Below are 22,623 nucleotides of genomic sequence, written 5' to 3'. Positions count from 1 at the left end.
CATGAGCGTGTGGCAAAGAATCACCATCCGAAGAAATGAGATGTGGCTGCTCATCTTGTCGGCGGCCATCGTCATGGCCGCGGTGGTGAGCCTCGAGATTTCGCTGGGCAATGAGCTCGGCAGCCAGCTGCTCTGGGTGGGCGGCGGCTTCATCGGCGTATTCATGATCGCCCATTTCGCCCTCGTGTGGAAGGCCCCGCACGCGGACCAGATTTTGCTGCCCGTGGCGGCGACCCTCAATGGCCTCGGCCTGGTGATGATCTCGCGTCTCGACGCGGCCAAGGACACCTCCATGGCTACCCGCCAAGTGATGTGGTCGCTGGTGGCTGTAGTGCTCATGACCATCGTGCTGGTGATCATGGAGGACTACATGGTGCTCACCCGCTACTCATATATTTTGGGCGTGGTCGGCATCATTCTGCTGGCCCTGCCCATGGTGTGGCCGCAGGGCTCCGGCATCCAATCCGATGCCCGCATCTGGATCTCCGTGGGTCCCTTCACCCTGCAGCCCGGGGAGTTTTCCAAGATCTTGCTGCTGCTTTTCTTCGCCAAGCTCTTGGCGGATAAGCGGGCACTATTCAATGTCGCTGGCTATCGTGTGCTGGGTCTTGAGCTGCCCCGCCTGCGCGATCTCGGCCCCATCTTCTTCGTGTGGGCACTCGCGCTGGTGATCATGGCCGGAGAGAACGACTTTGGCCCGGCGCTGCTGCTCTTCTCCACCGTGCTGATCATGATGTATCTCGCCAGCGGCCGTATTTCCTGGCTGCTTATCGGCGTGATCTTGGTGGCTATCGGCGGTGTGGGTATCTATCAGATCTCGGACAAGATCCAGTCCCGCGTGGCTAATTTCATGGACCCGCTGTCGAACTATGACACCACCGGTTTCCAGCTCTCCCAGGCGCTGTTCGGCATGTCTTGGGGTGGTATCACGGGCACCGGGCTTGGTGAGGGTTACCCCCAGGCCGTGCCGGTGGCGGAATCGGACTTCATCTTGGCCGGAATCGGCGAGGAGCTCGGTTTCATCGGTCTCGCGGCCGTGCTCGTGCTCTTCACCCTGTTCGTGGTGCGCGGCATGCACACCGCCATGCTGGCGAAGTCCTCCTATGGGAAATTGGTGGCCTCGGGCTTGTCCATGACCATCCTTATCCAGCTGTTCGTGGTAGTCGGCGGTATCTCCGCCATGCTGCCCATGACTGGTTTGACCACTCCCTTCATGTCCCAGGGTGGCTCCTCGCTGATGGCGAACTACATCCTGCTGGCCATCCTGCTGCGCATCTCTCACCAGGCGCGCGTACCAGAAGATCACACCAGTGCCGCACCGCCGCAGCGCGGCGGCGGCCACGCGGAGCCCTCCAGTATCGAGCAGACCTCGCACTTTTCCGCCGTCAGCAGTGACCACTCCCCTGGAGTGTCCCCGTCCAACCACTCAGCACAGAAGAATCGGAGGTAGGTGAGAGACCATGAATAAGGCTATTCGCTCGTCCACCATGATCGCTCTGCTGATGGTTTTGGTGCTGCTGATCAACCTCACCGTGGTGCAGGGCTTCCGCAAGGAAACCTATGCGCAGAATCCGCTGAATAAGCGCCAGTTTTATGAGATGAAAAGCACCCCCCGCGGCCAGATTTCGGCCGGCGGCGTGGTGCTGGCCAAGTCCAGCAAGGGCGCGGACGACTTCTACTACCGCTCCTATCCCTCCACCAATCCGCAGGCCTATGCCCCCGTCAGCGGCTATCTTTCCGATCTCTATGGTGCCGCCGGGCTGGAGCAGGGCTTCAACGAGGTGCTCAATGGCACGGATCCCTCCATGCTGGTGTCCAACACCTGGGACACGCTCACCGGCAAGGAGCACGATGGGGCTTCACTGAAGCTGACCCTGCTTCCCGAGGCCCAAGAGGTGGCCTATCAGCAGCTGGTGAACAATAACTATGAGGGCGCCGTGGTGGCCCTCAAACCCTCCACCGGCGAGGTGCTGGCCATGGCCCAGACCCCGAGCTTTGATCCCAACACTGTGGTGGATAATGATTCCGCCGAGCAGGCGTGGGGGCGGCTCACCTCGGATCCGGCGTCACCGCTGCTCAACCACGCCACCCAGGAGACGCTGCCGCCTGGCTCGATCTTTAAGATCATCACCTCTACCGCGGGGCTGCGCAATGGCTACGAGCCAGGCTCCCAGCTCACCGGCGAGGCCAAGATCACGCTGCCGAACTCCACCTCGACGCTGGAAAACTACGGTGGCCGGCCCTGTGCTGGTGGCGGCGAGGTATCGCTCACCACGGCGTTCTCCCTCTCCTGCAATACTGCCTTCGTGCAGATGGGCGTGGATGTGGGCGAGGATGCCCTCTACGATGCCGCGAAATCCTTTGGCATCGGCGACACCTATGATCTTGGGCTGCCGGAGACCCCGAGCTCGGTCGGCGATCTCAGCGATCCTGCTCGGCGCGGCGTGTCCTCTATCGGCCAGGCGGATGTGTCCATGACGGTGCTCGACGCCGCCGTCATGGCCGCCACCGTGGCCAATAACGGTAAGCGCATGAAGCCCTATGTGGTGGATGAGGTGCTGCGTCCGGATCTGTCTACGCTGTCCTCCCATAAGCCTCAGCAGGCCAAGGATGGCCTGGATGAGGATGTGGCGGTCAAGCTGCAGGAGCTGATGCGGCAGTCGGAGCGGAATACCTCCGGCGGGCGCGGAGATATCGCCTCCAAGACCGGAACGGCCGAGCATGGCGAGGATTCGCGCTCTAGCTTCCCGCACACCTGGTATGTGGCCTTCGCCCCGGATAAAGACGCCGATGTAGCGGTGGCTGTGGTGGTGAAAAACGGCGGTAACCAGGGTGCTGGTGCTACCGGCGGTTCGGTGTCTGCCCCTATTGGTCGTGCCGTGATCGATGCCGTTTTGAGGACGCAGGCCTAGCCGCGGATCGGAAGTGAGAAAGCAACTATGAGTAATGACTCCACCGGCTTAGACCGCGTGCAGGCCCTCATCGGCGATGACTATCAGCTGCAGTTCATTATTGGACACGGCGGTATGTCCACGGTGTGGCTGGCGAAGGAAAGCCAGAGCGGCCGCGAGGTGGCCATTAAGGTGCTGCGTCCGGAGTTTTCGGACAATGAGGAATTCCTCACCCGCTTCCGCAATGAGGCGGAGGCTGCGGAGAGCATCAATTCCGAGAACGTCGTGGGCACCTACGACTACCGCGAGGCGGATGATCCTGCGGGCAATGTGTTCTGCTTCATCGTCATGGAGTACGTCCGCGGCGAGTCCTTGGCGGATATGCTGCGCCGCCGCGGCAAGCTCGAGCAGGAGCAGGCCCTCGATGTGTTGGAGCAGGCCGCCCACGGGCTGGCCGTGATCCACCGCATGGGTTTGGTACACCGCGATATTAAACCCGGCAATATCCTCATCACCGAGTCCGGGCAGGTAAAGATCACCGATTTTGGTATCGCCAAGGCGGCTGAGGCCGTGCCGCTGACCCGCACCGGCATGGTGGTGGGTACCGCCCAGTATGTCTCCCCGGAACAGGCCCAGGGCCACCCGGTGACCGCCTGTTCGGATGTTTATTCTCTCGGTGTGGTGGGCTATGAGATTCTCGCTGGCCACCGTCCCTTCAGTGGGGATTCGACGGTCTCGGTGGCCATTGCGCATATTAATGAGGCCCCGCCGGTGCTGCCGCGGGAGATCGCCCCGCAGATCCGAGAGCTCATTGGGATCTGTTTGCGTAAGGATCCGCAGCGTCGCTACGCCGATGGCAATGAGCTTTCCCACGCCATTTCCGCGGTGCGTTTTCAGAAACGCCCGCCGCAGCCGCGCTCAGCGGCGGTGGCTGGTCAGGCACCGCAACACCACCCCGGATCCTCCACCACCGCGCTCGGCAATGCCACGGTACCGACCACGGTGAATCCGGCGGTCACCCCGCCACGGCCGCAGATGCTGCCCGCGGCACCCCGCGCGGCTCAGCAGCCGACCGGGCAGCGGCCCGCGAAAAAGAAAAGCATCGGGCCGTGGCTGTTTGTGCTGCTGCTGCTAGTAGGAGGCATGGGCGTGCTGCTGTACTATCTCACTAGCCAACCGACGGGGCAGCCCGCGCCGACGGAGACGAGCAGCACCAGCGAGGAGACGTCGACAAGCAAATTGCCCCCGGTGACGGAGACCGTGATCGAGACGATCACCCCCGAGCGCCGCGAAAGCCCAACGCTAAGCTCTGAAGAAGAAATATCCGAGCCGAGCGTGACCACGTCGCAGGAGCCGACGGAGGAGCCGGCACCTCCACAGCCCACGCAGCCCACCCAACCCGCGCAACCGGCGCAGCCGACCCAACCGGCATCGCCGGCTGACACCCCCAAGAACGACGAAGGAGGCGAGCAATAATGATGCACACCAGTTTCGGTGGCCGCTATGATCCCCAAGAAAATATTGGGCACGGCGGCATGTCCGATGTGTATTCCGCCACTGATACGCTCTTGGGACGCCAGGTGGCGCTGAAGGTGCTGCGTATGGAGCTGGCGCGGGATGAGAATTTCCGCGAGCGTTTCCGCCGCGAAGCCCAAAATTCTTCCCGGTTGAACCACCCCAATATCGTGGCGGTCTATGACACGGGCGAGCAGCTCATCGATGGCGTATCGGTGCCCTATATCGTGATGGAGCTAGTGCACGGCACCACCCTGCGCGGCATCGTCCACGACCGCGGCCCCTATTCGCCATCCGAGGCCGCCCAGGTAATGATCCCGGTATGTTCGGCTCTGCAGGCCTCGCACGACGCCGGCATCATTCACCGCGATATCAAACCCGCCAACATCATGGTCACGAATACCGGCCAGGTGAAGGTGATGGATTTCGGTATTGCGCGAGCGCTTGACGACGCCACCTCGGCAATGACCCAAACCTCTGCCGTGATCGGCACCGCCCAGTATCTCTCCCCTGAGCAGGCGCGCGGCCGCAATGCTGACGCCCGCTCGGATGTGTATGCCTTGGGCTGTGTGCTCTATGAAGCCATCACGGGCCGGCCGCCCTTTGAGGGCGAGTCGCCTTTTGATGTCGCCTATCAGCACGTGCACGAAACCCCCACTCCGCCCTCGGAGTACGCCAGCGATCTCGCCCCCACCATGGCCACCAATATTGATGCGGTGATTCTCACCGCCATGGCCAAGCACCCGGGCGATCGCTACCAGTCGGCGGCGGAGTTTTCCTCCGATCTCGAGCTGGTGATGCGCAACGCCGTCACCCATGCCGCGAAGATGCACCTCTCCGGCCCGGTGGGGGCCAAGCTGGAAAACACCCATCGCCAGGGCGAGGGTCCGGCACATACTGCGATCATCGGTGATTCCGGTGAGATCTCTGCCGCGGCCGCCAGTGCCGCCGGCCAGCACTATGGCTCGCAGAACGAGTACCCGGCCAATAACCAGTACGCCGCCCAACAGGCCCCGGCACAGCAAAGCCCCCAGGGCGGGCATCGCAAGAAGAAGTCCTCCCGCTGGGGCGTGTGGCTGACCTCTCTCCTCGCCGTCGTGGTGGTGGGTATTGGTGTCGCTTTCGCCGTGGACTACTTTGGCAACCGCGAGGAGCGGGTGGCCGAAAGCTCTATCTCGGTTCCGACGATCGCCGGGCTCGAGGAGCAGGTCGCCACCCAGCGGCTGCGCTCGGCAGGGTTTGAGGTGATTCGCTCCGAGGAACCCAGCCCGGATGTGGCGCGTGGTCTGGCACTGGGCACGAATCCTTCCGCCGACTCCACCCTGCCCAAGGGCTCCACGGTGACGCTGATCGTCTCCTCGGGTAAGGAGATCGTGGAGGTGCCGCAGATCACCGGCCGCACCACCGAGGCCGCCAATAGGGAACTCGAACGGGCGGGACTAAAGCTCAACTCCACCCCGCGTGAGGAACCCTCGGATACCGCCCCCGCCGGCGAGATCATCGAGCAGTCGCCGCCCGCCGGTACTGCCGTGTCCAAGGGCTCCGAGGTGAGCATCACCATCTCCACCGGTGTGGAAAATGTGCGCATCCCCTCGCTCACCGGCATGAAATACGAGCAGGCCGTGGGCAACCTCGAGTCCGCCGGCTTTATTCCGCAGCCCGAGTATGTGGAATCCGATAAGCCGGAGGGCACGGTGCTGAGCGTCAATGGCGAGGGCACCAAGGTACCCAAGGGCTCGACGGTGATTGTGCGCGTGTCCAATGGCAAGAAGCAGATCACCGTCCCGGATCTCCGCGGCAAGAACGTCAATCAGGCCGTCGCCGCCCTGCGGGCCGCCGGCTGGAAGGGCACCCAAGCCCAGGTGCGCCAAGAAGAGGAGCCCACCGATGATCTGACGAAGCAGAACACCGTGGCCTCCCAGGTTCCCGCCGCCGGAGAAAGCATCGGGGATGAAGATGAAGTGGTCCTGCGGATCTATCGCTTCTCCCTGCTGGAACTCGCGCCCTAACCGCAGCGAGCACCGCAGCTCGAGTCGCACACCCGCCCCCGCCGCAGCGCGTGAGGGCGGGTGTGTGCTGTCTACTGTCACCAGCTGAGCGAACACGGCGGCCATGTGCGGTGTTCAGAAACTCTATCGACGCTGGTAGGGTGTGCAGGAGACGTCCACGGGCGCACCTGCCCGAGAACTGTGAAAAGAAAAGAAAGGCTAGATATGCCGAAGGCAAAGGTTACTCAGAGCTCGACCACGGTGTCGACGTCGACGGCTAGCCGCACCCCTGTGAAGATCAATTCCTCCGGTACCCCGCTGTGGTACAAGGTCTTGATGTTTGGGCTGATCTTGCTCGGCCTGGCCTGGCTGGTAGTGAACTATTTGGCTGGCCCGCAGATCGCGCTCATGCGTGAACTCGGCCCGATCAACTTCGCGATCGGCTTCGGTCTGCTCATCATTGGGCTGCTGATGACGATGGGCTGGCGCTAGCCACGCAGACCGAGAAAGAACCCGACTCCGCTGGGGAGTCGGGTTTTTTTCATGCCCCACACCCTCACCGCCGCCGCTGCGTAGTAGCGGCCATAGGCCGTGGACCGGGCCGCCGGCACGTTCGCCGCCGCACCAAAAAGACACCACAGGCGGTGCACACCACCCCCATGTGAGAGAGCAGTTATGCACAATTACACAGGGTTATGCACAACCTAGGCTGTGCATAGCGCATGTGTGTAGAAAACGACAGAGTTATGCACAGCCTGTGGATAACTCTGTGGATTCTGCTTACATTCTTGTAATTCAGCGGTTCTGCACAGCCTGTGCATAACTTTGTGCACTAACTCAACACGCTGTGCACACAGCTGAATAATGTTCTAACTATCTGCTCAAACGCAGGTCAGGCATAGGCGTTTCGAAAGCGCGTGCGTTCGAGTCTGGCTAAATTACACGCAGAAGATTATGCACAGCCTCCACAGCGGGTGTGCACAGTCTATCTGCCTTTGCCCACAAAACACTTATCCCCACCGACTGGGCATAACCTGCCTGTCGATGGGGATAACGGTCGGTGCGTTTCTTCTCGCCTGTCACAAGATGCTTGTGGATATCTTCGCGAAGCCGGCAAGCAGAGCACACACGCTCGCCCCACATAAAAGACCAACAATGGGGGTGCGTTGCTGCCTAGTGCTATACACCAGCGGCCATGCGAGCAGGGCGCCCATGATGATGCCGCCGATATGGCCCCATACCGATACATTGACTGCGATGAATGTGTAGACGATATTCACCGCCAACAGCACAGCCGGCCCGCGCACATCACGGCCGGTGCGGTGGCAGAGCACCATAAAGACCACCATCAGCGCATAGACCGCGCCCGAGGCTCCCGCGGTAGAGGTCAGGGGGCTGGCCCAGGTGATGCACGCGGCCGTACCCACCACGGAGCAGAAATAGGCGGCAACCATCACGCGGCCGCCCACATAGTGCTCGATCTCGCGGCCAATGAGAAAGAGCAAAAACATGTTCATCAATAGATGGGCGAGGCCCACATGCATAAAGGCGTAGCCCACAGAGGGCAGCAGCCCGGCGAAGCCGAGATACGCCGCTCGCGGCGGAAAGAATACTAAGTATTCGGCCAGCACGGAGCGTGCGAGGTTGTGCTGCAGGGAGAGCGACTCGACTGCGGTGATCAGATAGAACACGCAGTTGAGCGCAACCAGCACCACGGTCACGGGCGCTTCGCGATACCAGCGGGCAATAGTGGAGGAATTCATGACACTCTTTCTCTAGACACGCAAAGACCCATCGCCACATACGGCCACAGGCCGGCGATGGGTCACAGGGTGAGAGGGGGGCGTCGCGGGGGTGGGGCGTGCAGCGCGCTTATCGACGTTCACTGCCCGCGCCCCGCCGCGATGATTACCCTCCTACTGGATGTCGATGGACTCGATAACCACCGGGTCATTCGGACGATCCTGGATGGAGGTCTGCACCGTGGCGATGGAGTCCACGACAGCCTTGGAGTCCTCGTCCACAACCTCACCGAAGATGGTGTGGTGGTTGTTCAGGTGCGGGGTGGGCGCCACCGTGATGAAGAACTGGGAGCCATTGGTGCCGGGGCCGGCATTGGCCATGGCCAAGAGGTAGGGGCGATCGAACTGCAGCTCGGGGTGGAACTCGTCCTCGAAGGTGTAGCCGGGCCCACCGCGGCCGGTGCCGGTGGGGTCGCCGCCCTGGATCATGAAGCCATTAATCACACGGTGGAAGATAGCACCATCGTAGAAGGGGCCTTCGGTGGTGCCGTTGGCGTTGTTGGCACGGTACTCCTTGGTGCCCTGGGCCAGACCGACGAAGTTCTCGACGGTGACGGGCGCGTGGTTGCCAAAGAGTTCAATGACGATATCACCGTAATTGGTGTGCATCGTTGCAGTTGCGGTCTTCTGAGTCATAGCCCTCATCGTAGAGAAAAAACGTGGCATGTGCACCGTCACTGCACCTAGGATGGGACTATCTATTAAAGAAACTAAAGATTGGAAGGTGGAACACCACTATGAATCCCATGTTGCTCGTCCAGGGCGCACAAACCGCTAAAAAGGGCCTTATTGCATTGAATGAGTATCGCGCGCAGAAGGCTGATGAGGCCTATGAGGCCCTGCAAGAGGCCGCCCATGCGGCCGTGGATAAGGGCCAGGAGCTCTATGATTCGGCAGCTGAGGCCGTGGATAATGCGGACGTCGATAAGCGTGTAGCCGATCTGAACAAGCGCGGCTCCGCCATTAGCGCCCAGGCCGCCAAGCGCCTCGAGAAGGCGAAGGCGCAGACCGGTTCCTTCCGCAAGGAGGCCGAGAAGAACGCCAAAAAATCCGGCAAGCAACTGCGCAAGCTGGCCAAGCAGCGGGAAAAGGATGCCAAGAAGGCAGCCGCACAGGCCAAGAAGAAGTTTAAGAAGGACAAGGGCTGCGCGAAGAGAAAGACCTTCGGCACGATCGCCGCGGTTCTGGCGCTGCTGAGCGCTGTGGCCGCCGCCGTGTACTACTTCTTCTTCCGCGAGGAGGAAAAGGTTCAGACCGTCCCGCCGCGCGTGGAGGACTTCGATACCGCCACACCGGATGAGGAGCCGAAGCTGGTCTACTCCACCGAGACCCCCGCCGATGCCGAGGTGGCCACCCCGGAGAAGCCCTTCGATGAAAAGGTTGCCGATTCCCTCGATCCTGCCGTGCCCAACACCGGTGTGGGTGAGCTCGATAATGAGGCCGAGGTAGAAAGCTGGACCGATGAGCGCTCCAGCTCCGCCCAGGCGCATGAGATCCTCTCCGCCGAGGTAGACGCCAAGTACGGCGACAACGAGAAGAACTAAACACTTCTTCACGCTGCGTATAGCCGCGGCGAGCAGAACCGCCTTCCCTTCGGGCAGGCGGTTTTTCTTATGCCCCAGTTTCCGGCCCATACCGTGATAGACCAGTTGGACTATGCAACGCCCCTTCGCAGGCCTTCTAGCCTCTCTGTAGGGAAGCTATGAACCGTGCAGACATGGCGGCGATCATCGCCTCCTCCCCATCCGCGTTGAGGACTGCACGACGAACCTCGGTATCACGCCCCTGCACTATGAACGCGGCGTTCTCGAAGGTCTCTAGCGCCTGGGCGTTTTTTCGGTGCGCGATGAGCGCGGCCGTCGCGGCAGGAATACTCTCGGCGATGGCGCTGGCGCTCGTCGGCGCCGGCCCATAGGGGGTGTGCGCCGCGAGTGCCGCGGCCACAGAGTGCACCAGCACCGCCGAGACCACCGCCTCGATAGTGTCGATGTGCTCGGTGGCCTCCGCCCAGGCGAGATGGGCGCCGAGAATCCCCGCCAGTACATCACCCGAGCCGGCCGTCGCTGCCCAGGACACACCCGTATGAACGATGGTGCTCTGCTGCGGATCAGCGATGATCGTCGCATGCCCCTTGAGCAAGACCGTGATACCCAGGAGGGCGGCCAGCTTCTCGCAGGCCTCCACGCGGTGTTCACTCAGCCCCGGCAGCTCATCGTCGAGGGCGGCGGCCAGGCGCTCGAACTCCCCAGCATGGGGAGTGAGCACGGTGGGCGCCTGCCGGGCGGCTAATGCGGCGCGCAGCTTCGGCAGTTCAGCCAGCAGGGTGATCGCATCGGCGTCCACCACCACCGGAACATCCATGGACAGCGCGGTCAGTAATTCCTCGCGCGCCCTCTCATCTGTGCCGCGTCCGGGCCCCACCACCACGCACTGCACCTGGCCGCATTCACCAAGGCTGGGATGAGAGACCACCTCCGGGAGGCGTTCCACGACTCTCGCTCGCAGCGCCCCCACATAGCGCACCATGGAGCTGCTGGCCCGCACCGCGGCCGTCGCACACAGCACCCCAGCGCCGATATAGTCCTCAGATCCGGCGAGAATCCCCACCACTCCGCCACTGTACTTATCATCCTCCGGCCCCGGCGATAGATCCGCGATGCCGTGGTGGCCACCTACGCACTCATAGCCCTCGAGCTGCAACTGGCTTCTGCCATAGACCGCGCGCAGGCCAGTGCAGGCGCGCCGCCGCGCAATCTGCTGGGCAATCAGCTCGGATAGCGGCGGCATCGTAGCGCTGTCGAGGGCGATATCGCCTATGAGCACCGTGCCGCACGCTGGGGAGAGCACATGGGCCAGGCGCGGCGCCCCGAAACTCACCGTCACATCCGCATTAATGTGCTGCTCCCCCGCCGCGCCACTATCGGCGGCCACTCCCGAGGGGATATCCACGGCCAGCACCTGGGCCACATCAAGCCCCTGCAGCACCGCGGCGGCTTCTGGTCGTAGGCCGGGCCGCGCTCCGATACCCGTGATGGCATCAATGAGCAGATCCACCCGGCCCATGGTGGCGGGATCGCTCACCACCGTTCCCCCCGCGTCGAGGAAACGCTGCCACGCTGAGGCGTGTACCGAGCTGCTCACCCGATAGGCGCTCACCTGTGTCCAGCCCTGCTCGCGCAGCATGGCGGCCGCATACAGCCCATCCCCGCCATTGCCACCGGCTCCTGCGAGAACCAGGATGTGGGGCTGGGAGGGGGCGTCGATAAGTCTCTGAGCATCGCCCAGCATGGCGCTGGCGACCCGCGCCACCGTGCTGGCGGCACTACGCATCAGCTCATCGACGCTGCCTTGAGCATCGAGGAGAGGCTGTTCGGCAGCGCGAATCTCGGCGACGGTGGCCGGGCTACTCAGCGTGCGGGTGGGACTACCAAGAAGATCGCATACGGAAAGGCTCATACCCACCAAGGATAATCCCGCCAGGCGAAGGCTAGGAGTAGCTCTCGCTATCCTCGGCGTCCGCAATGCCATAGTGGCGGTAGAGGCGTTCTTCCTGCTCGGGGCTGATATGGGCGCCATCGAAATTAGGGGCGCCATTGATGCGCTCTAAGGGAAAAGCCAGGTGCAGCTGCTCTTCCTCGAGGCGGTGGCCGAGCAGCGGCACCACGCTCGACTTCATACCGAAGAGGCCATGAGAGACCTCCACGAACTTGGGCTGGCCGGTGGCATCATTGATGAATACCTCCTCCACGGCGCCCAGTTTCTCGCCGTCACTATCGTATGCGGTGGCATCATTCAGCGCGGAGATCTCATGCTGAGACACGGGAGAACCTCTTTTCTTGGGTGCGTATTCCACGGCGGCCGCGGCACAACCACGGCGGGTGAGCTGTTCTATCGCCGTAAGCCTCATTCTTCTCACCGCGATGGATCCAGAATACCCAGCGCAACGCAGTGACGGCCACTGATTTTCCCGCCCACCGCCCAGACACAACAAAACCCCTAGTGGATAACCACTAGGGGGAATGTGAGTTGTGGAGCATAGGAGAATCGAACTCCTGACCTCCTGCTTGCAAAGCAGGTGCTCTACCAATTGAGCTAATGCCCCAAGCAACGAAACCCGAGGGCTTCGCAGTGGGCCTAGCAAGAATCGAACTTGCGACCTCATCGTTATCAGCGATGCGCTCTAACCGACTGAGCTATAGGCCCTTGGAACGTGTAAGAACTTTACCCAGAAAGGGCAACAACACCAAATCCGCTGGTCATAGTGCGTTTTTAGGCATCTCTATCAGTATATGCCAGCGGCTCCGAGCACTGGTGAATCCGTGCCGGAGCCGCTGGCGCTACCACGCGAAAAGCAGCGTTTTAGTCCTCGGCGTCGCCGATGGTGATCACGACGCCTCCGAAGAGATCAACCACTGCGTTGTAGATGATCGCCCCGAGTGGCGCAAGGAAGGTGGCGATCAGGGCGAGGATCGCACCCACCAGCGTCGCGAGCGAGACCGTGATGCCGAAATTCAGTACCTGCTCGCCACCGACGCCTGCAATCACTTCATTGGCCTTATCCCACACCCCAGCGGCATCGAGCCCCAAATAGAGCACGATCACACAGATGATCCAAGCAGCTAGTCCCGTGAGCGATAGGGCCAGCGCTGTCTTAAACGCAGACAGCGGAGAAATATGCCGCACGGCGACTCTCCGACTACTCATTAGTCCTCCTCGGACTCATCGTTGTCGCTGAGACCTTCCACTCCGGGAATGGGGTCCGCGGTGGCGTCATCTTCTCCGGTCTTGCGCGCCCGGGCAGCGGTCGGGGACTCGGCCTGGCCGGTGGCCACGGCGGTGGCGTTTTCCTCGCCCTCGTCCTCGACATTGCGGTCGATAGCCAAGACCTCGACATCCTTTGCCAGGTCCACCAGACGCACGCCCATGGTCGAGCGGGAGCTCGGGCGGATCTGGTTCACCTCGGTGCGGATCACACCGCCAGCGGAGGTAATGGCGAAGATTTGATCGTCCTCATCCACAGCCAAGGCGCTGATCAGCTTGCCGCGCTTCGGAGTGTGCTTGAGCGTGACCACGCCAATACCGCCACGGTTTTGGGTGGGGTATTCCTCCATCGGGGTGCGCTTGCCATAGCCGCCGGAGGTGGCCACCAAGAGGAACTCTCCATTGTCCACGCGGGTCATGGAGAGCAACTGGTCATCGTCGCGGAAACGCATGCCCTTCACACCGGCGGTGGCACGACCCATCGGGCGCAGCGCATCATCATCGGCAGTGAAGCGAATGGACTGCCCCTTTTCGGAGACCAACAGGATGTCATCATCGCCATTAGAGAGTGTGGCGCCGATGAGCTTGTCGTTATCGTTGAGGTTGATGGCGATCAACCCGCCGGAACGGTTGGACTCATAATCGTGCAGCTTGGACTTCTTCACCCGACCCTGCTGGGTAGCCAAGACGAGGTACTCGGCATCGTCATAGGTTTGGATCTGAATGATCTGCGCGATGGTTTCTTCCGGCTGGAACTCCAGCAGATTCGCCACATGTTGGCCGCGCGCGGTTCGCGATGCCTCGGGCAGCTCATAGGCCTTCAAGCGATAGACCCGGCCAAAGTTGGTGAAGAAGAGAATCCAGTCGTGCGTGGAGCAGACGAAGAAGTGGCGCACAATGTCTTCTTGCTTCAACTCGGCGCCGCGCACGCCCTTGCCGCCGCGTCGCTGCGACTTATAGGCATCCACCTTGGTGCGCTTGGCATAGCCGGTGGAGGTGATGGTGACCACCACGTTCTCGCGGGCGATGAGGTCTTCTTCGGTGACATCGCCGGAGGCAGCCACGATCTGGGTACGACGCTCATCGCCGTACTTGCGCACGATCTCCTCGAGCTCTTCGCGCACGATGGTGCGCTGGCGCTCGGGGGAGGCCAGAATGCTCTGCAGATCCTCGATGAGGGCCTGCAGTTCGGCTAGCTCGTCCACGATCTTCTGCCGCTCCAGAGCGGCGAGGCGACGTAGCTGCATGGCCAAAATAGCGTCTGCCTGGATCTCGTCGACATCCAGCAGCGTCATCAAACCGGTGCGGGCATCATCCACGGTGGGCGAACGTCGGATGAGGGCGATCACTTCATCCAGCATGTCCAGTGCCTTGACCAAACCGCGCAAGATATGGGCGCGCTTCTCGGCCTCGTCGAGGCGGTACTGGGTACGACGCACGATCACATCGATCTGGTGCTTCACGTACTGCTTGAGGATCTGATCCAGGCGCAGGGTACGCGGCACACCATCCACAATGGAGAGCATGTTCGCACCGAAGCTGGTTTGCAGCTGGGAGTGCTTGAATAGGTTATTCAGCACCACGCGCGGCACCGCGTCGCGCTTAAGGGTCACCACGATGCGCAGGCCGACGCGATCGGAGGACTCATCGTCCACGCTGGAGATACCCGCCAGCTTGCCGTGCTTGACCTGCTCCGCAATCGAGGAGACCAGATTATCGGGATTCACCATGTAGGGCAGCTCGGTGATCACGATGATCTGCCGGTTACCCAGTTCCTCAATGCTGGTGACACCGCGCATGCGAATCGAGCCACGGCCCGTGGTGTAGGCATCCTTGATGCCCTCATCGCCCACAATCAACCCTGCGGTCGGGAAATCGGGGCCCTTCACGCGCTCCATGCACGCCTCGAGCGCCGACTTCTCATCGGCCTCGGGATGGGCAAGAATCCAATAAATGGCCTCGGCCAGCTCGTTGAGGTTGTGCGGCGGGATGTTGGTGGCCATACCCACGGCGATACCGCCGGAGCCATTCATCAACAGATTCGGCACGCGCGAGGGAAGAATATCCGGCTCGAGGGTCTTGCCGTCATAGTTCGGGGAGAAATCCACGGTGTTCTCGCGGATATCGCGCACCATCTCCATGGCCAACGGCGTGAGACGGCACTCGGTATAACGCATGGCGGCCGGGCCGTCATTACCGCGAGAACCGAAGTTACCCTGGCCATCCACCAGCGGATAGCGCATGGACCACGGCTGGGCCATACGCACCAGGGTGTCATAAATCGCGGAGTCACCGTGCGGGTGATAGTGACCCATAGTGTCGGCCACTGGGCGCGCCGACTTCACATAGCCGCGCTCCGGGCGATAGCCGGAGTCAAACATCGAGTACAAAATACGGCGGTGCACCGGCTTGAGACCGTCGCGCACCTCCGGCAGCGCTCGACCAACAATGACAGACATGGCGTAGTCGATATAACTCGACTGCATCTCCTCATTGATATCGATGGGTTCGATGCGGTCGAATAAGCTCTCGCCGCCCTGATTGTCATCGCTCACGCGCGTCACCTCTTATGGTTTGGGTTTCTCAGAATCCAATCTCCGCCATTCTACTCCCCTTTTCGCCGCAGAGTGGCACTGAGCGCGATTTAGACGCATTTTTTCGCTTATCGACGCTACTATGATCGAACTCACACCACCCTTCCGGCCCGCATAGAGGCTCTCAGGCGCGCACAGAGAAAGAAAATGATTCCCCGTTCTCTTGGCGCCGCCCCTCTGCTCATGTAAGCTATGTTGCAGTTGTGATTGCAGTGAAAGCATGTGACTACTGAGGTGGTCGGCTGAGCTGTGGCGGAAGAGTCACAACACGCGAATACGATCCTTGTAGTTCCACATTTCTCAGGTGCGCCGAAAAATGTGGAACTACAAGGATGTTGCGTTATCTGCAGTTCAGAGCCCGTACCATGAGGGGCATGCAACATTTACGCGAACTGCTCACCAAGGACGATGACACCACCAACGCGGTCGTTTCCGACTTCAGCGCCCTGGTGGAGAAGAAGGTGCAGGAGCAAAGCGGTATCTCCGGCAAGCTGATCACAGGTGCCCTCGCCGCCGCCAAGAAGGTGGATTCGGACATCGTGAATAAGGCTGCCCGCCGCCTGCTCCCCGAAATGGCCGATGAGTTGGACCCCTACTGGCAGAAGTTCCAGGAGCCGGGGGCTGGTCACAGCTTCGGCACCTACCTCGAGGAGAACTCCACCGAGGTGGTCAACTCCATCATGACCGTGGCGGACCGCAACGCCGATAAGATCTCGGCCGCGCCGCTGAAGAAGGTCTACTCCTCGGTCCGTGGCAAGAGCGAGAAGCTCATCACCGACTCCCTCTTCGAAACCGGAGAGATCATCCACAAGCACGCCAGCTAAACGGCCCTATCTTCACCGCGATACACCACCACCCGCCTCCTGCAGTGCAGGAGGCGGGTGGTGTGCTTGATGCGGGCTGCGTGACAACGCAGCGGGCGATCCTAGATATCGAGGAAGCGCACATCCTTAGCATTGCGGGTGATGAAGCTGCGACGGGCGCGCACATCGTCGCCCATGAGCACGGAGAAGAGCTCATCGGCGGCCTGGGCATCGCCCACATCCACGCGGCGGAGAATACGGGTCTCGGGATCCATGGTGGTCTCCCATAGCTCCTTGGCGCTCATCTCGCCCAGACCCTTATAGCGCTGGATGCCGTCATCCTTGTTGATCTTGCGGCCCTCGGCCAGGCCGGCGGCCAGCTGCTCATCGCGCTCGCCATCGGAGAAGGCGAAACCAGGCCGGCCCTTGCCCCACTTCAGCTTGTACAGCGGCGGCTGGGCCAAGAACACATGGCCTTCCTCAATCAGCTGCGGCATGAAGCGGTAGAGCAGCGTTAGCAGCAAGGTCGCGATGTGCTGGCCGTCCACATCGGCGTCGGCCATCAGCACGATCTTGTGATAGCGCAGCTTGTTGATGTCGAACTCATCATGAATACCCGTGCCGAGAGCAGTGATGATGGCCTGCACCTCATTGGACTTCAGCACGCGATCCAAACGGGCCTTCTCCACGTTCAGGATTTTGCCGCGCAGCGGCAAAATGGCCTGGAACATCGAATCACGGCCGGACTTCGCGGAACCACCTGCGGAGTCACCCTCCACGATGTAGAGCTCGGAACGCACCGGATCCTTCGAACGGCAATCGGCCAACTTACCGGGCAGGCCACCAAGATCGGTGGCGGATTTGCGCCGCACCAGATCACGGGCACGACGGGCAGCTTGGCGGGCGTGCGCAGACGCCAGCGCCTTGTTGATGATCACCTTCGCCTCGGCCGGGTTGGCCTCCAACCAGTCCGCGATGTGCTCATTCACCATCTTCTGCACGAAGGACCGCACCTCGGTATTACCGAGCTTGGTCTTGGTCTGGCCCTCGAACTGAGGATCAGCCACGCGCACGGAAATCACCGCGGCCAAGCCCTCGCGGCAGTCCTCGCCGGTGAGCTTGCCGTCCTTTTCCTTGAGCAGCTTGTGGGATTGGGCATAGCGGTTCATCAAACCGGTCAGGGCCGCGCGGAATCCCTCTTCGTGGGTGCCGCCCTCGATGGTGTTGATGGTGTTCGCGAAGGTGTGCACGGACTGCTTAAAGCCCTTATTCCACTGCATCGCGATCTCCACCTCGTGCTCCTCGGTCTTGGCATCAAAACCGATGATGGTGGGGTGGATCGGGGTCTTCGTATCGTTGAGATACTCGACGTAGTTAATCAGGCCCTCAGGGTAGAAAAACTCACGGACCTTGTCCTTCTTCTTCCCGGGCTTATCCTTGGCGCCATCGCCGAGCGCCTCGCGGGTTTCTTCCTGCTCATCGATATCATCCAAGGAAGGAGTATCAATGGCGGCGGCGTCCTCGCCGGCCTCAGCGAGGGCATCGAGCTCGGCCTCGGCATCGGAGACGCGCTTATCGATCAGCTCGATCTTCAAACCCTTGTTCAGGAAGGCCATTTCCTGCAAGCGGCGGGCGATGGTGTCGAACTTAAACTCTGTCGTTTCGAAGATCTCCGGATCCGGCCAGAAACGAACCGTGGTGCCGCTGCCGCGGGCGTTGCCGCCCTCCTCCAGCTCCTCCGGAATCGCGTTCCTGAAGTTCTGCAACCAGTGCTTGCCATCGCGCTTGATATCCGCCTCAACACGCGTCGAGAGCGCATTGACCACCGAGATACCCACACCGTGAAGACCACCGGAGACCGCATAGGACTCCGAGTCGAACTTGCCGCCGGCGTGCAGCTGCGTCATAACCACCTGCACGGTCGGCGCGCCCGAGGGGTGCATTTCCACGGGAATACCACGGCCATCGTCGACGACTTCCACGCCGCCATCCTCCAAGAGAGTGACTTTCACCTTGGTGGCATAGCCGGCCATGGCCTCATCGACGGAGTTATCCACGACCTCCCACACCAGGTGGTGGAGGCCGCGCTCACCGGTGGAACCGATGTACATGCCGGGGCGCTTACGCACTGCCTCAAGACCTTCGAGGATGGTAATTGAGGAGGCATCATAAATGTGTTCGGTGCTAGCCACTGTAATTACTCAAACTCCTTGAAACAGATTAATTAGACCCCTCCATATTACACCCCTACAGGCCCAATCACCGCCTTCACTCCCCGATGAGCTATCCCCCTACTTGCCTGGCGCCTCATTCGCTCTCAGGCAGAAACAGAGCGGGTTAGACGCACCGGCCCGTGGCCTATCCGTAGGTATCGCGCGGCCCGCGGCCCTTCACGTGCAGCGGGCCATGACGCCAGCTGGGTGCCTCGGGGCCGTGAATCTTCAAGGTAGTAACCACATTGGGACCAACTTTTTCTGCGATTTTGGCTAGGATCATGCGCTGCATGGCGCGCAGATTCGTCGCCTGCGGGGTGGTGGCACAGCGTACGTAGACGGTGGTTCCCTTCACCCTTTCCACCACGGCATAGCCGGCGATCGTCGGCCCCACTAGCTCCGGCCAGTGGGTCTGCACCCAGCCATTGGCTAAATCCTTGCCCCAGCCTCGGGCCGTAATTTCCTCCGAGAGCACCTCCCCCACCGAGGAGAAGGTGCGGGCTCGGCGCAGCGCCCGCCCATCCGGGCCGGTGGCGCGCAGCACGGTATTCGAGCCGCGCCGCAACCGCCACGAACGCGGCGCCGAGGAGGACTTATCCAAGCCCATACGCTGCAACATCGCCGAGGAATCGGCGCGATCAGAATCCAGGCGGCGAGTGGTATCGCGGCGCTGCCGCGATAAATCCGGCACATAGCCCCGCCGCTTTTTCGCCTCGGTGCGCACCGCCTGAAAAGAGCGGCTAATCAGATCCGCCGGGCGGGACGGCGCCGGTGCCGCGCCCTTAGGGGCCGACTCGGGTCTCGTTTCCTTCGGCTGCGCCGCGGCCGGTGGCTGCTGCTTGTCGCTCACGACGACGCACCCACCTCGGGCTCAGCCACGGCAGGAGGGTCGAGGGGCATGGGAGTGAGCGTCGATAAGCGAGCGTGCTCCTTGCCCTCTGGATCGGCGACGGCCTCCACGAAGTAGCGAGCAGCGATGTGCTCATCCAGATTATCGGGCAGGTCATCGCCCACGGCTGCGGTGATGAGCACCTGCTCGGCGTCCTGGGCCAGCCCCACGAGCTGGGCGCGGCGGCGCGCATCCAGCTCGGCAAAAACATCGTCCAGGATGAGCACCGGATCTGTGCCATCGCCGCGGTGCAGATGAAACTCCGCGAGCCGCAGGGCCAAGGCCATGGACCACGTCTCGCCATGGGAGGCAAAGCCCTTGGCCGGCTGGCCGCCCAACATGAGCTGAATATCATCCCGATGCGGCCCGGCCAGGGTGATACCGCGTTCAATCTCATTCGTGCGTACCGCCGCCAGACGCGCCATCAACGCCGCCTCCAGCACTCCCCGATCGGGCCGGCCCTCCACCTCTGCCAAGGTGTCATTGAGCGAGGAATCATAGGCGATCGACGCCGGCCGAGATTCTGGGGCCAGCCCACTATAGGCGCCGGTCACCAATGGCTGCAGCTGCTCAATGGTGCGCAGACGCTCCTCGAGGACGATCGCGCCGCAGCTGGCCAGCTGCATATCCCAGGAATCGAGGGTGGCCAAGGTGGCGGCGCCATCATCGGCGGAATAGCCGCGGCGCAGCGCGGCATAGTTCGACTTCAACAGCGCATTGCGCTGGCGCACGATCTTGTCATAATCCGCCTTGACCCCCGCGATCCGCGGTTTGCGCGAGGCAATAATCGCATCCAGATAGTGGCGGCGCTCGGCGGGTTCGCCGCGCACCAAGCTGAGATCCTCGGGGCCAAACATCACGGTTTTGAGCACGCCGAGCAGTTCGCGGGTGCTTTTGAGCTTGGTGCGATTAATGCCGGCCTGATTGCCGCCGCGGGCCTTAATCAACACATGCCCTGCGAGTTCGCGGCCATCGTTGACCACCGTGGCCGATGCCCGTGCCGCCTGCGCGCCCTCGCGCACCAGCGGCGCATCGGTAGAGACCCGGTGGGAGCCGAGATGCGCCACATAGCCGGCCGCCTCCACAATGTTTGTTTTGCCGTGCCCATTGCGGCCGGTAAACACCGTGATCCCGGGGGTCAGATCGATCTCGAGGCTCGGCCACGAGCGGAAATCGCGCAGGCTGAGATGCCGAATGTACACCGCGGAAGAATTAGCCCGGCAGGCGAACCGGCATCAGCAGATAGGTGAATTCCGACCCCGGGGTGGGGAACTCACCAGCGGAATTAGCCTCGATGGCTTCTTCCGGCTCGGGGATGATGATCGCTGGGCGCGACGGAGCGGTAAAACCAAAGACCACGCGCTGTCCCGGCATGGCGTTGAGGCCCTCCTTGAGATAGGAGGGGTTAAAGGCGATGAGCAGGGAATCCTGGCCCTCGGCGCCCTCGCCCACCTGATAGTCACAGGGCAGCGACTCCTCGGCGTGGCCGGAATCGGTGGCACCGGCAGCCAACACCACCTGGCCCTCGGAGAAGTGCATGCGGATCTGCGCATTGCGCTCGGCCACGAGGGAGACACGCTTGATGGCGTCGAGAAGCGGGCCGATAGCCACGGTTGCCAAAGAGGTGTGCACCTTCGGCAGGAGCGGATCGTAGTTCGGGAACTCCGCATCCAGCATGCGGGTGGTGGTCTGGCGGTTGCGGGTATGCACGCCGAAGAGACCATCGGCGCCCACCTTCTCGCCGGTACCAGCGGCGATCTCCACGTTCTCGTTGAGCGAGGGATCGATGGATCGGGCGTTTTCCTGCAGGGTTTTCGCCGGGATGAGCAGGGCGGCCTCGACGTCATCGGCCACTGGCTCCCACTCGAAGCGCCGCACCGCGAGCCGGAAACGGTCGGTGGCGGCCATGACCACGTTCTTTCCCTGCACCTTCATGTGCACGCCGGTGAGCATCGGCAACGTGTCGTCTTTACCAGCGGCGATGGCCACCTGAGACACGGCCTCGTTGAAGAGGCTCGGGTTCACTCGGCCGGTCACCTCCGGCAGCGTGGGCAGCGCAGGATAATCATCCAGCGGGATCAGCGGGAGCTCAAAGCTGGAGGAACCGCAGCGGAAAAATGCCTTCGACTCGTCGGTGCGCACCTCGATGGGCTTATTTGGCAGCGAACTCACAATATCCGAGACCAGCTTGCCGGGAACGGCGATGCGGCCCGGCTCATCGATCTCCGCCGAGATGCTGACCTTGGTGGATACTTCATAGTCGAATCCGGCCAAGGTGAGGCCGTCATCGTCGGCGCTAATCACCATGCCGCGAAGTACCGGCTGGGTGGGCTTGGTGGGCAAACTACGAGCGACCCAGCCCACGGCTGCGGAAAAGTCATCTTTCGACACTCGGAAAGACACAGGCTGCGATTCCATGCTTAGCTGAGGCTCCTTCAAGCACAAGCAGCCGCTGAGCAGCCAAGAAACCTCGGTATCAGGTCCTCGGCGATACGGCCAATATGGTCCAGTATCGGCTCATCGGCAGCAAAACAATTGTTCTTCTCTCCCAGCCTACAAGAATCACACTCCGCTATAAACCGGGATCCGCGCGGGAGGGGATATGTGATTCCGCCTCCCCGCACCTCGCGGCGTGCCGCCGTGGCGGGTGCGGTGAATGACAGGAATCGGCGCCGCGTCCACACCCCCTATTTCTTCTTAGATCAATCCATAACTTTCTTTGGTAGTAGCAGTAGGTGCTGTGCAATCTGTGTAATTCCACGATCCGCGCAGCTCACCCTAGCGTTGCGGCATGTGTTCCAGGCTGTGCATAACAGGTGCATAACTAGAGGGGGTTGTGCACAACTTTCGACCCCTGCTCGTTGTGCACAATCCATGCACCGTCGAGGCGGCTGCGAACAACAGAAAATCGCTACTTATGCACAGGCGGCGACCTGCGGTTTCTCCGAACGGACAGTAAATGACAATTCTGTAATTACACAACTGTGAATAACTCTGTGAATAACGCCCCCAGCGCGCGTATCGACGCCACCTCTGCGGCGCCTTCGCCCAGTACAGATACGACACAGCGCCCGTGCCACACACTGTGTACACGGGCGCTGGGGGCCGCGGCGGGCAGAAGGCGCTCCTACCCTACCCCGCGGGGGTGAAAGTCTGGCTAAAAAGCC

The 22,623-nt window shown here is 61.7% G+C and carries 17 protein-coding genes and 2 tRNA genes; 7 read left to right on the top strand and 12 right to left on the bottom strand.

Annotated elements, in window-relative coordinates:
- Position 1 precedes the first annotated feature (1 nt).
- The 5 genes from GBB18_RS05650 (at position 2) to crgA (ending at position 6,886) form a co-directional block, all read left to right on the top strand.
- The gene (locus GBB18_RS05650; protein WP_151641021.1) at positions 2-1,450 is read left to right on the top strand and encodes an FtsW/RodA/SpoVE family cell cycle protein; all 1,449 of its coding nucleotides are present in this window, start codon (positions 2-4) and stop codon (positions 1,448-1,450) included.
- Positions 1,451-1,460: 10 nt separating this feature from the next.
- Complete coding sequence (locus GBB18_RS05645; protein ID WP_151641020.1) at positions 1,461-2,912, top strand: penicillin-binding transpeptidase domain-containing protein; 1,452 nt, start codon at positions 1,461-1,463, stop codon at positions 2,910-2,912.
- Between the two features lie 27 nt (positions 2,913-2,939).
- Positions 2,940-4,367, top strand: coding sequence for a serine/threonine-protein kinase (locus GBB18_RS05640; RefSeq protein ID WP_151641019.1), 1,428 nt, complete (start codon positions 2,940-2,942; stop codon positions 4,365-4,367).
- On the top strand, positions 4,367-6,415 hold the full coding sequence (gene pknB / locus GBB18_RS05635; RefSeq protein WP_151549771.1) for a Stk1 family PASTA domain-containing Ser/Thr kinase: 2,049 nt from the start codon (positions 4,367-4,369) through the stop codon (positions 6,413-6,415). Before GBB18_RS05640 ends, pknB begins: the two co-directional genes overlap by 1 nt.
- A gap of 204 nt (positions 6,416-6,619) precedes the next feature.
- On the top strand, positions 6,620-6,886 hold the full coding sequence (gene crgA, locus GBB18_RS05630) for a cell division protein CrgA (RefSeq protein WP_151529660.1): 267 nt from the start codon (positions 6,620-6,622) through the stop codon (positions 6,884-6,886).
- A 587-nt stretch (positions 6,887-7,473) separates the two neighbouring features.
- Here the strand turns inward: crgA and GBB18_RS05625 are convergent.
- Positions 7,474-8,157: a rhomboid family intramembrane serine protease gene (locus GBB18_RS05625; RefSeq protein WP_151641018.1), complete on the bottom strand. Its 684-nt coding sequence runs from the start codon at positions 8,155-8,157 to the stop codon at positions 7,474-7,476.
- Between the two features lie 153 nt (positions 8,158-8,310).
- A complete protein-coding gene (locus tag GBB18_RS05620; RefSeq protein ID WP_151549822.1) occupies positions 8,311-8,841 on the bottom strand; it encodes a peptidylprolyl isomerase in 531 nt (176 codons plus the stop codon).
- A gap of 92 nt (positions 8,842-8,933) precedes the next feature.
- On the opposite strand from GBB18_RS05620, the gene GBB18_RS05615 reads away from it, so the two are divergent.
- Positions 8,934-9,740 carry a hypothetical protein gene (locus GBB18_RS05615; RefSeq protein WP_151641017.1) on the top strand — a complete coding sequence of 269 codons (807 nt, stop codon included), beginning with the start codon at positions 8,934-8,936 and terminating at the stop codon, positions 9,738-9,740.
- A gap of 136 nt (positions 9,741-9,876) precedes the next feature.
- Here the strand turns inward: GBB18_RS05615 and GBB18_RS05610 are convergent, their stop codons facing one another.
- The 6 genes from GBB18_RS05610 to gyrA all read right to left on the bottom strand — a co-directional run bounded on the left by GBB18_RS05610 (position 9,877) and on the right by gyrA (position 15,512).
- Positions 9,877-11,652, bottom strand: a complete 1,776-nt coding sequence (locus GBB18_RS05610; RefSeq protein ID WP_151641016.1) for a bifunctional ADP-dependent NAD(P)H-hydrate dehydratase/NAD(P)H-hydrate epimerase — start codon at positions 11,650-11,652, stop codon at positions 9,877-9,879.
- Between the two features lie 31 nt (positions 11,653-11,683).
- Positions 11,684-12,016 (bottom strand): PRC-barrel domain-containing protein, encoded by a 333-nt coding sequence (locus tag GBB18_RS05605; RefSeq protein ID WP_192795936.1) that lies wholly within the window; start codon positions 12,014-12,016, stop codon positions 11,684-11,686.
- Between the two features lie 209 nt (positions 12,017-12,225).
- Positions 12,226-12,298: transfer RNA gene (locus tag GBB18_RS05600), tRNA-Ala, on the bottom strand.
- A 27-nt stretch (positions 12,299-12,325) separates the two neighbouring features.
- A tRNA-Ile gene (locus tag GBB18_RS05595) sits at positions 12,326-12,399 on the bottom strand.
- A gap of 156 nt (positions 12,400-12,555) precedes the next feature.
- Positions 12,556-12,900, bottom strand: a complete 345-nt coding sequence (locus GBB18_RS05590; RefSeq protein WP_151641014.1) for a DUF3566 domain-containing protein — start codon at positions 12,898-12,900, stop codon at positions 12,556-12,558.
- Positions 12,900-15,512: a DNA gyrase subunit A gene (gene gyrA, locus GBB18_RS05585; protein ID WP_151529669.1), complete on the bottom strand. Its 2,613-nt coding sequence runs from the start codon at positions 15,510-15,512 to the stop codon at positions 12,900-12,902. Before gyrA ends, GBB18_RS05590 begins: the two co-directional genes overlap by 1 nt.
- Before the next feature lie 413 nt (positions 15,513-15,925).
- Between gyrA and GBB18_RS05580 the strand changes: the two genes are divergently transcribed.
- The gene (locus GBB18_RS05580) at positions 15,926-16,375 is read left to right on the top strand and encodes a hypothetical protein (RefSeq protein WP_151549765.1); all 450 of its coding nucleotides are present in this window, start codon (positions 15,926-15,928) and stop codon (positions 16,373-16,375) included.
- A gap of 101 nt (positions 16,376-16,476) precedes the next feature.
- On the opposite strand, the gene gyrB is transcribed toward GBB18_RS05580, so the two are convergent.
- The 4 genes from gyrB to dnaN form a co-directional block, all read right to left on the bottom strand.
- Complete coding sequence (gyrB, locus tag GBB18_RS05575; RefSeq protein WP_151641013.1) at positions 16,477-18,546, bottom strand: DNA topoisomerase (ATP-hydrolyzing) subunit B; 2,070 nt, start codon at positions 18,544-18,546, stop codon at positions 16,477-16,479.
- A 166-nt stretch (positions 18,547-18,712) separates the two neighbouring features.
- Positions 18,713-19,315, bottom strand: coding sequence for a DciA family protein (locus GBB18_RS05570; protein ID WP_225990251.1), 603 nt, complete (start codon positions 19,313-19,315; stop codon positions 18,713-18,715).
- Between the two features lie 98 nt (positions 19,316-19,413).
- A complete protein-coding gene (recF, locus tag GBB18_RS05565) occupies positions 19,414-20,658 on the bottom strand; it encodes a DNA replication/repair protein RecF (protein WP_151641012.1) in 1,245 nt (414 codons plus the stop codon).
- A gap of 10 nt (positions 20,659-20,668) precedes the next feature.
- Positions 20,669-21,874, bottom strand: coding sequence for a DNA polymerase III subunit beta (gene dnaN, locus GBB18_RS05560; protein WP_151549762.1), 1,206 nt, complete (start codon positions 21,872-21,874; stop codon positions 20,669-20,671).
- Positions 21,875-22,623: the final 749 nt, after the last annotated feature.

The sequence above is a fragment of the Corynebacterium sp. 11A genome (genome assembly GCF_008930935.1).
GTDB lineage: Bacteria > Actinomycetota > Actinomycetes > Mycobacteriales > Mycobacteriaceae > Corynebacterium > Corynebacterium megadyptis.
Note: the sequence above shows the minus strand (reverse complement) of the source record. Positions and strands in the feature narration are given on the sequence as shown.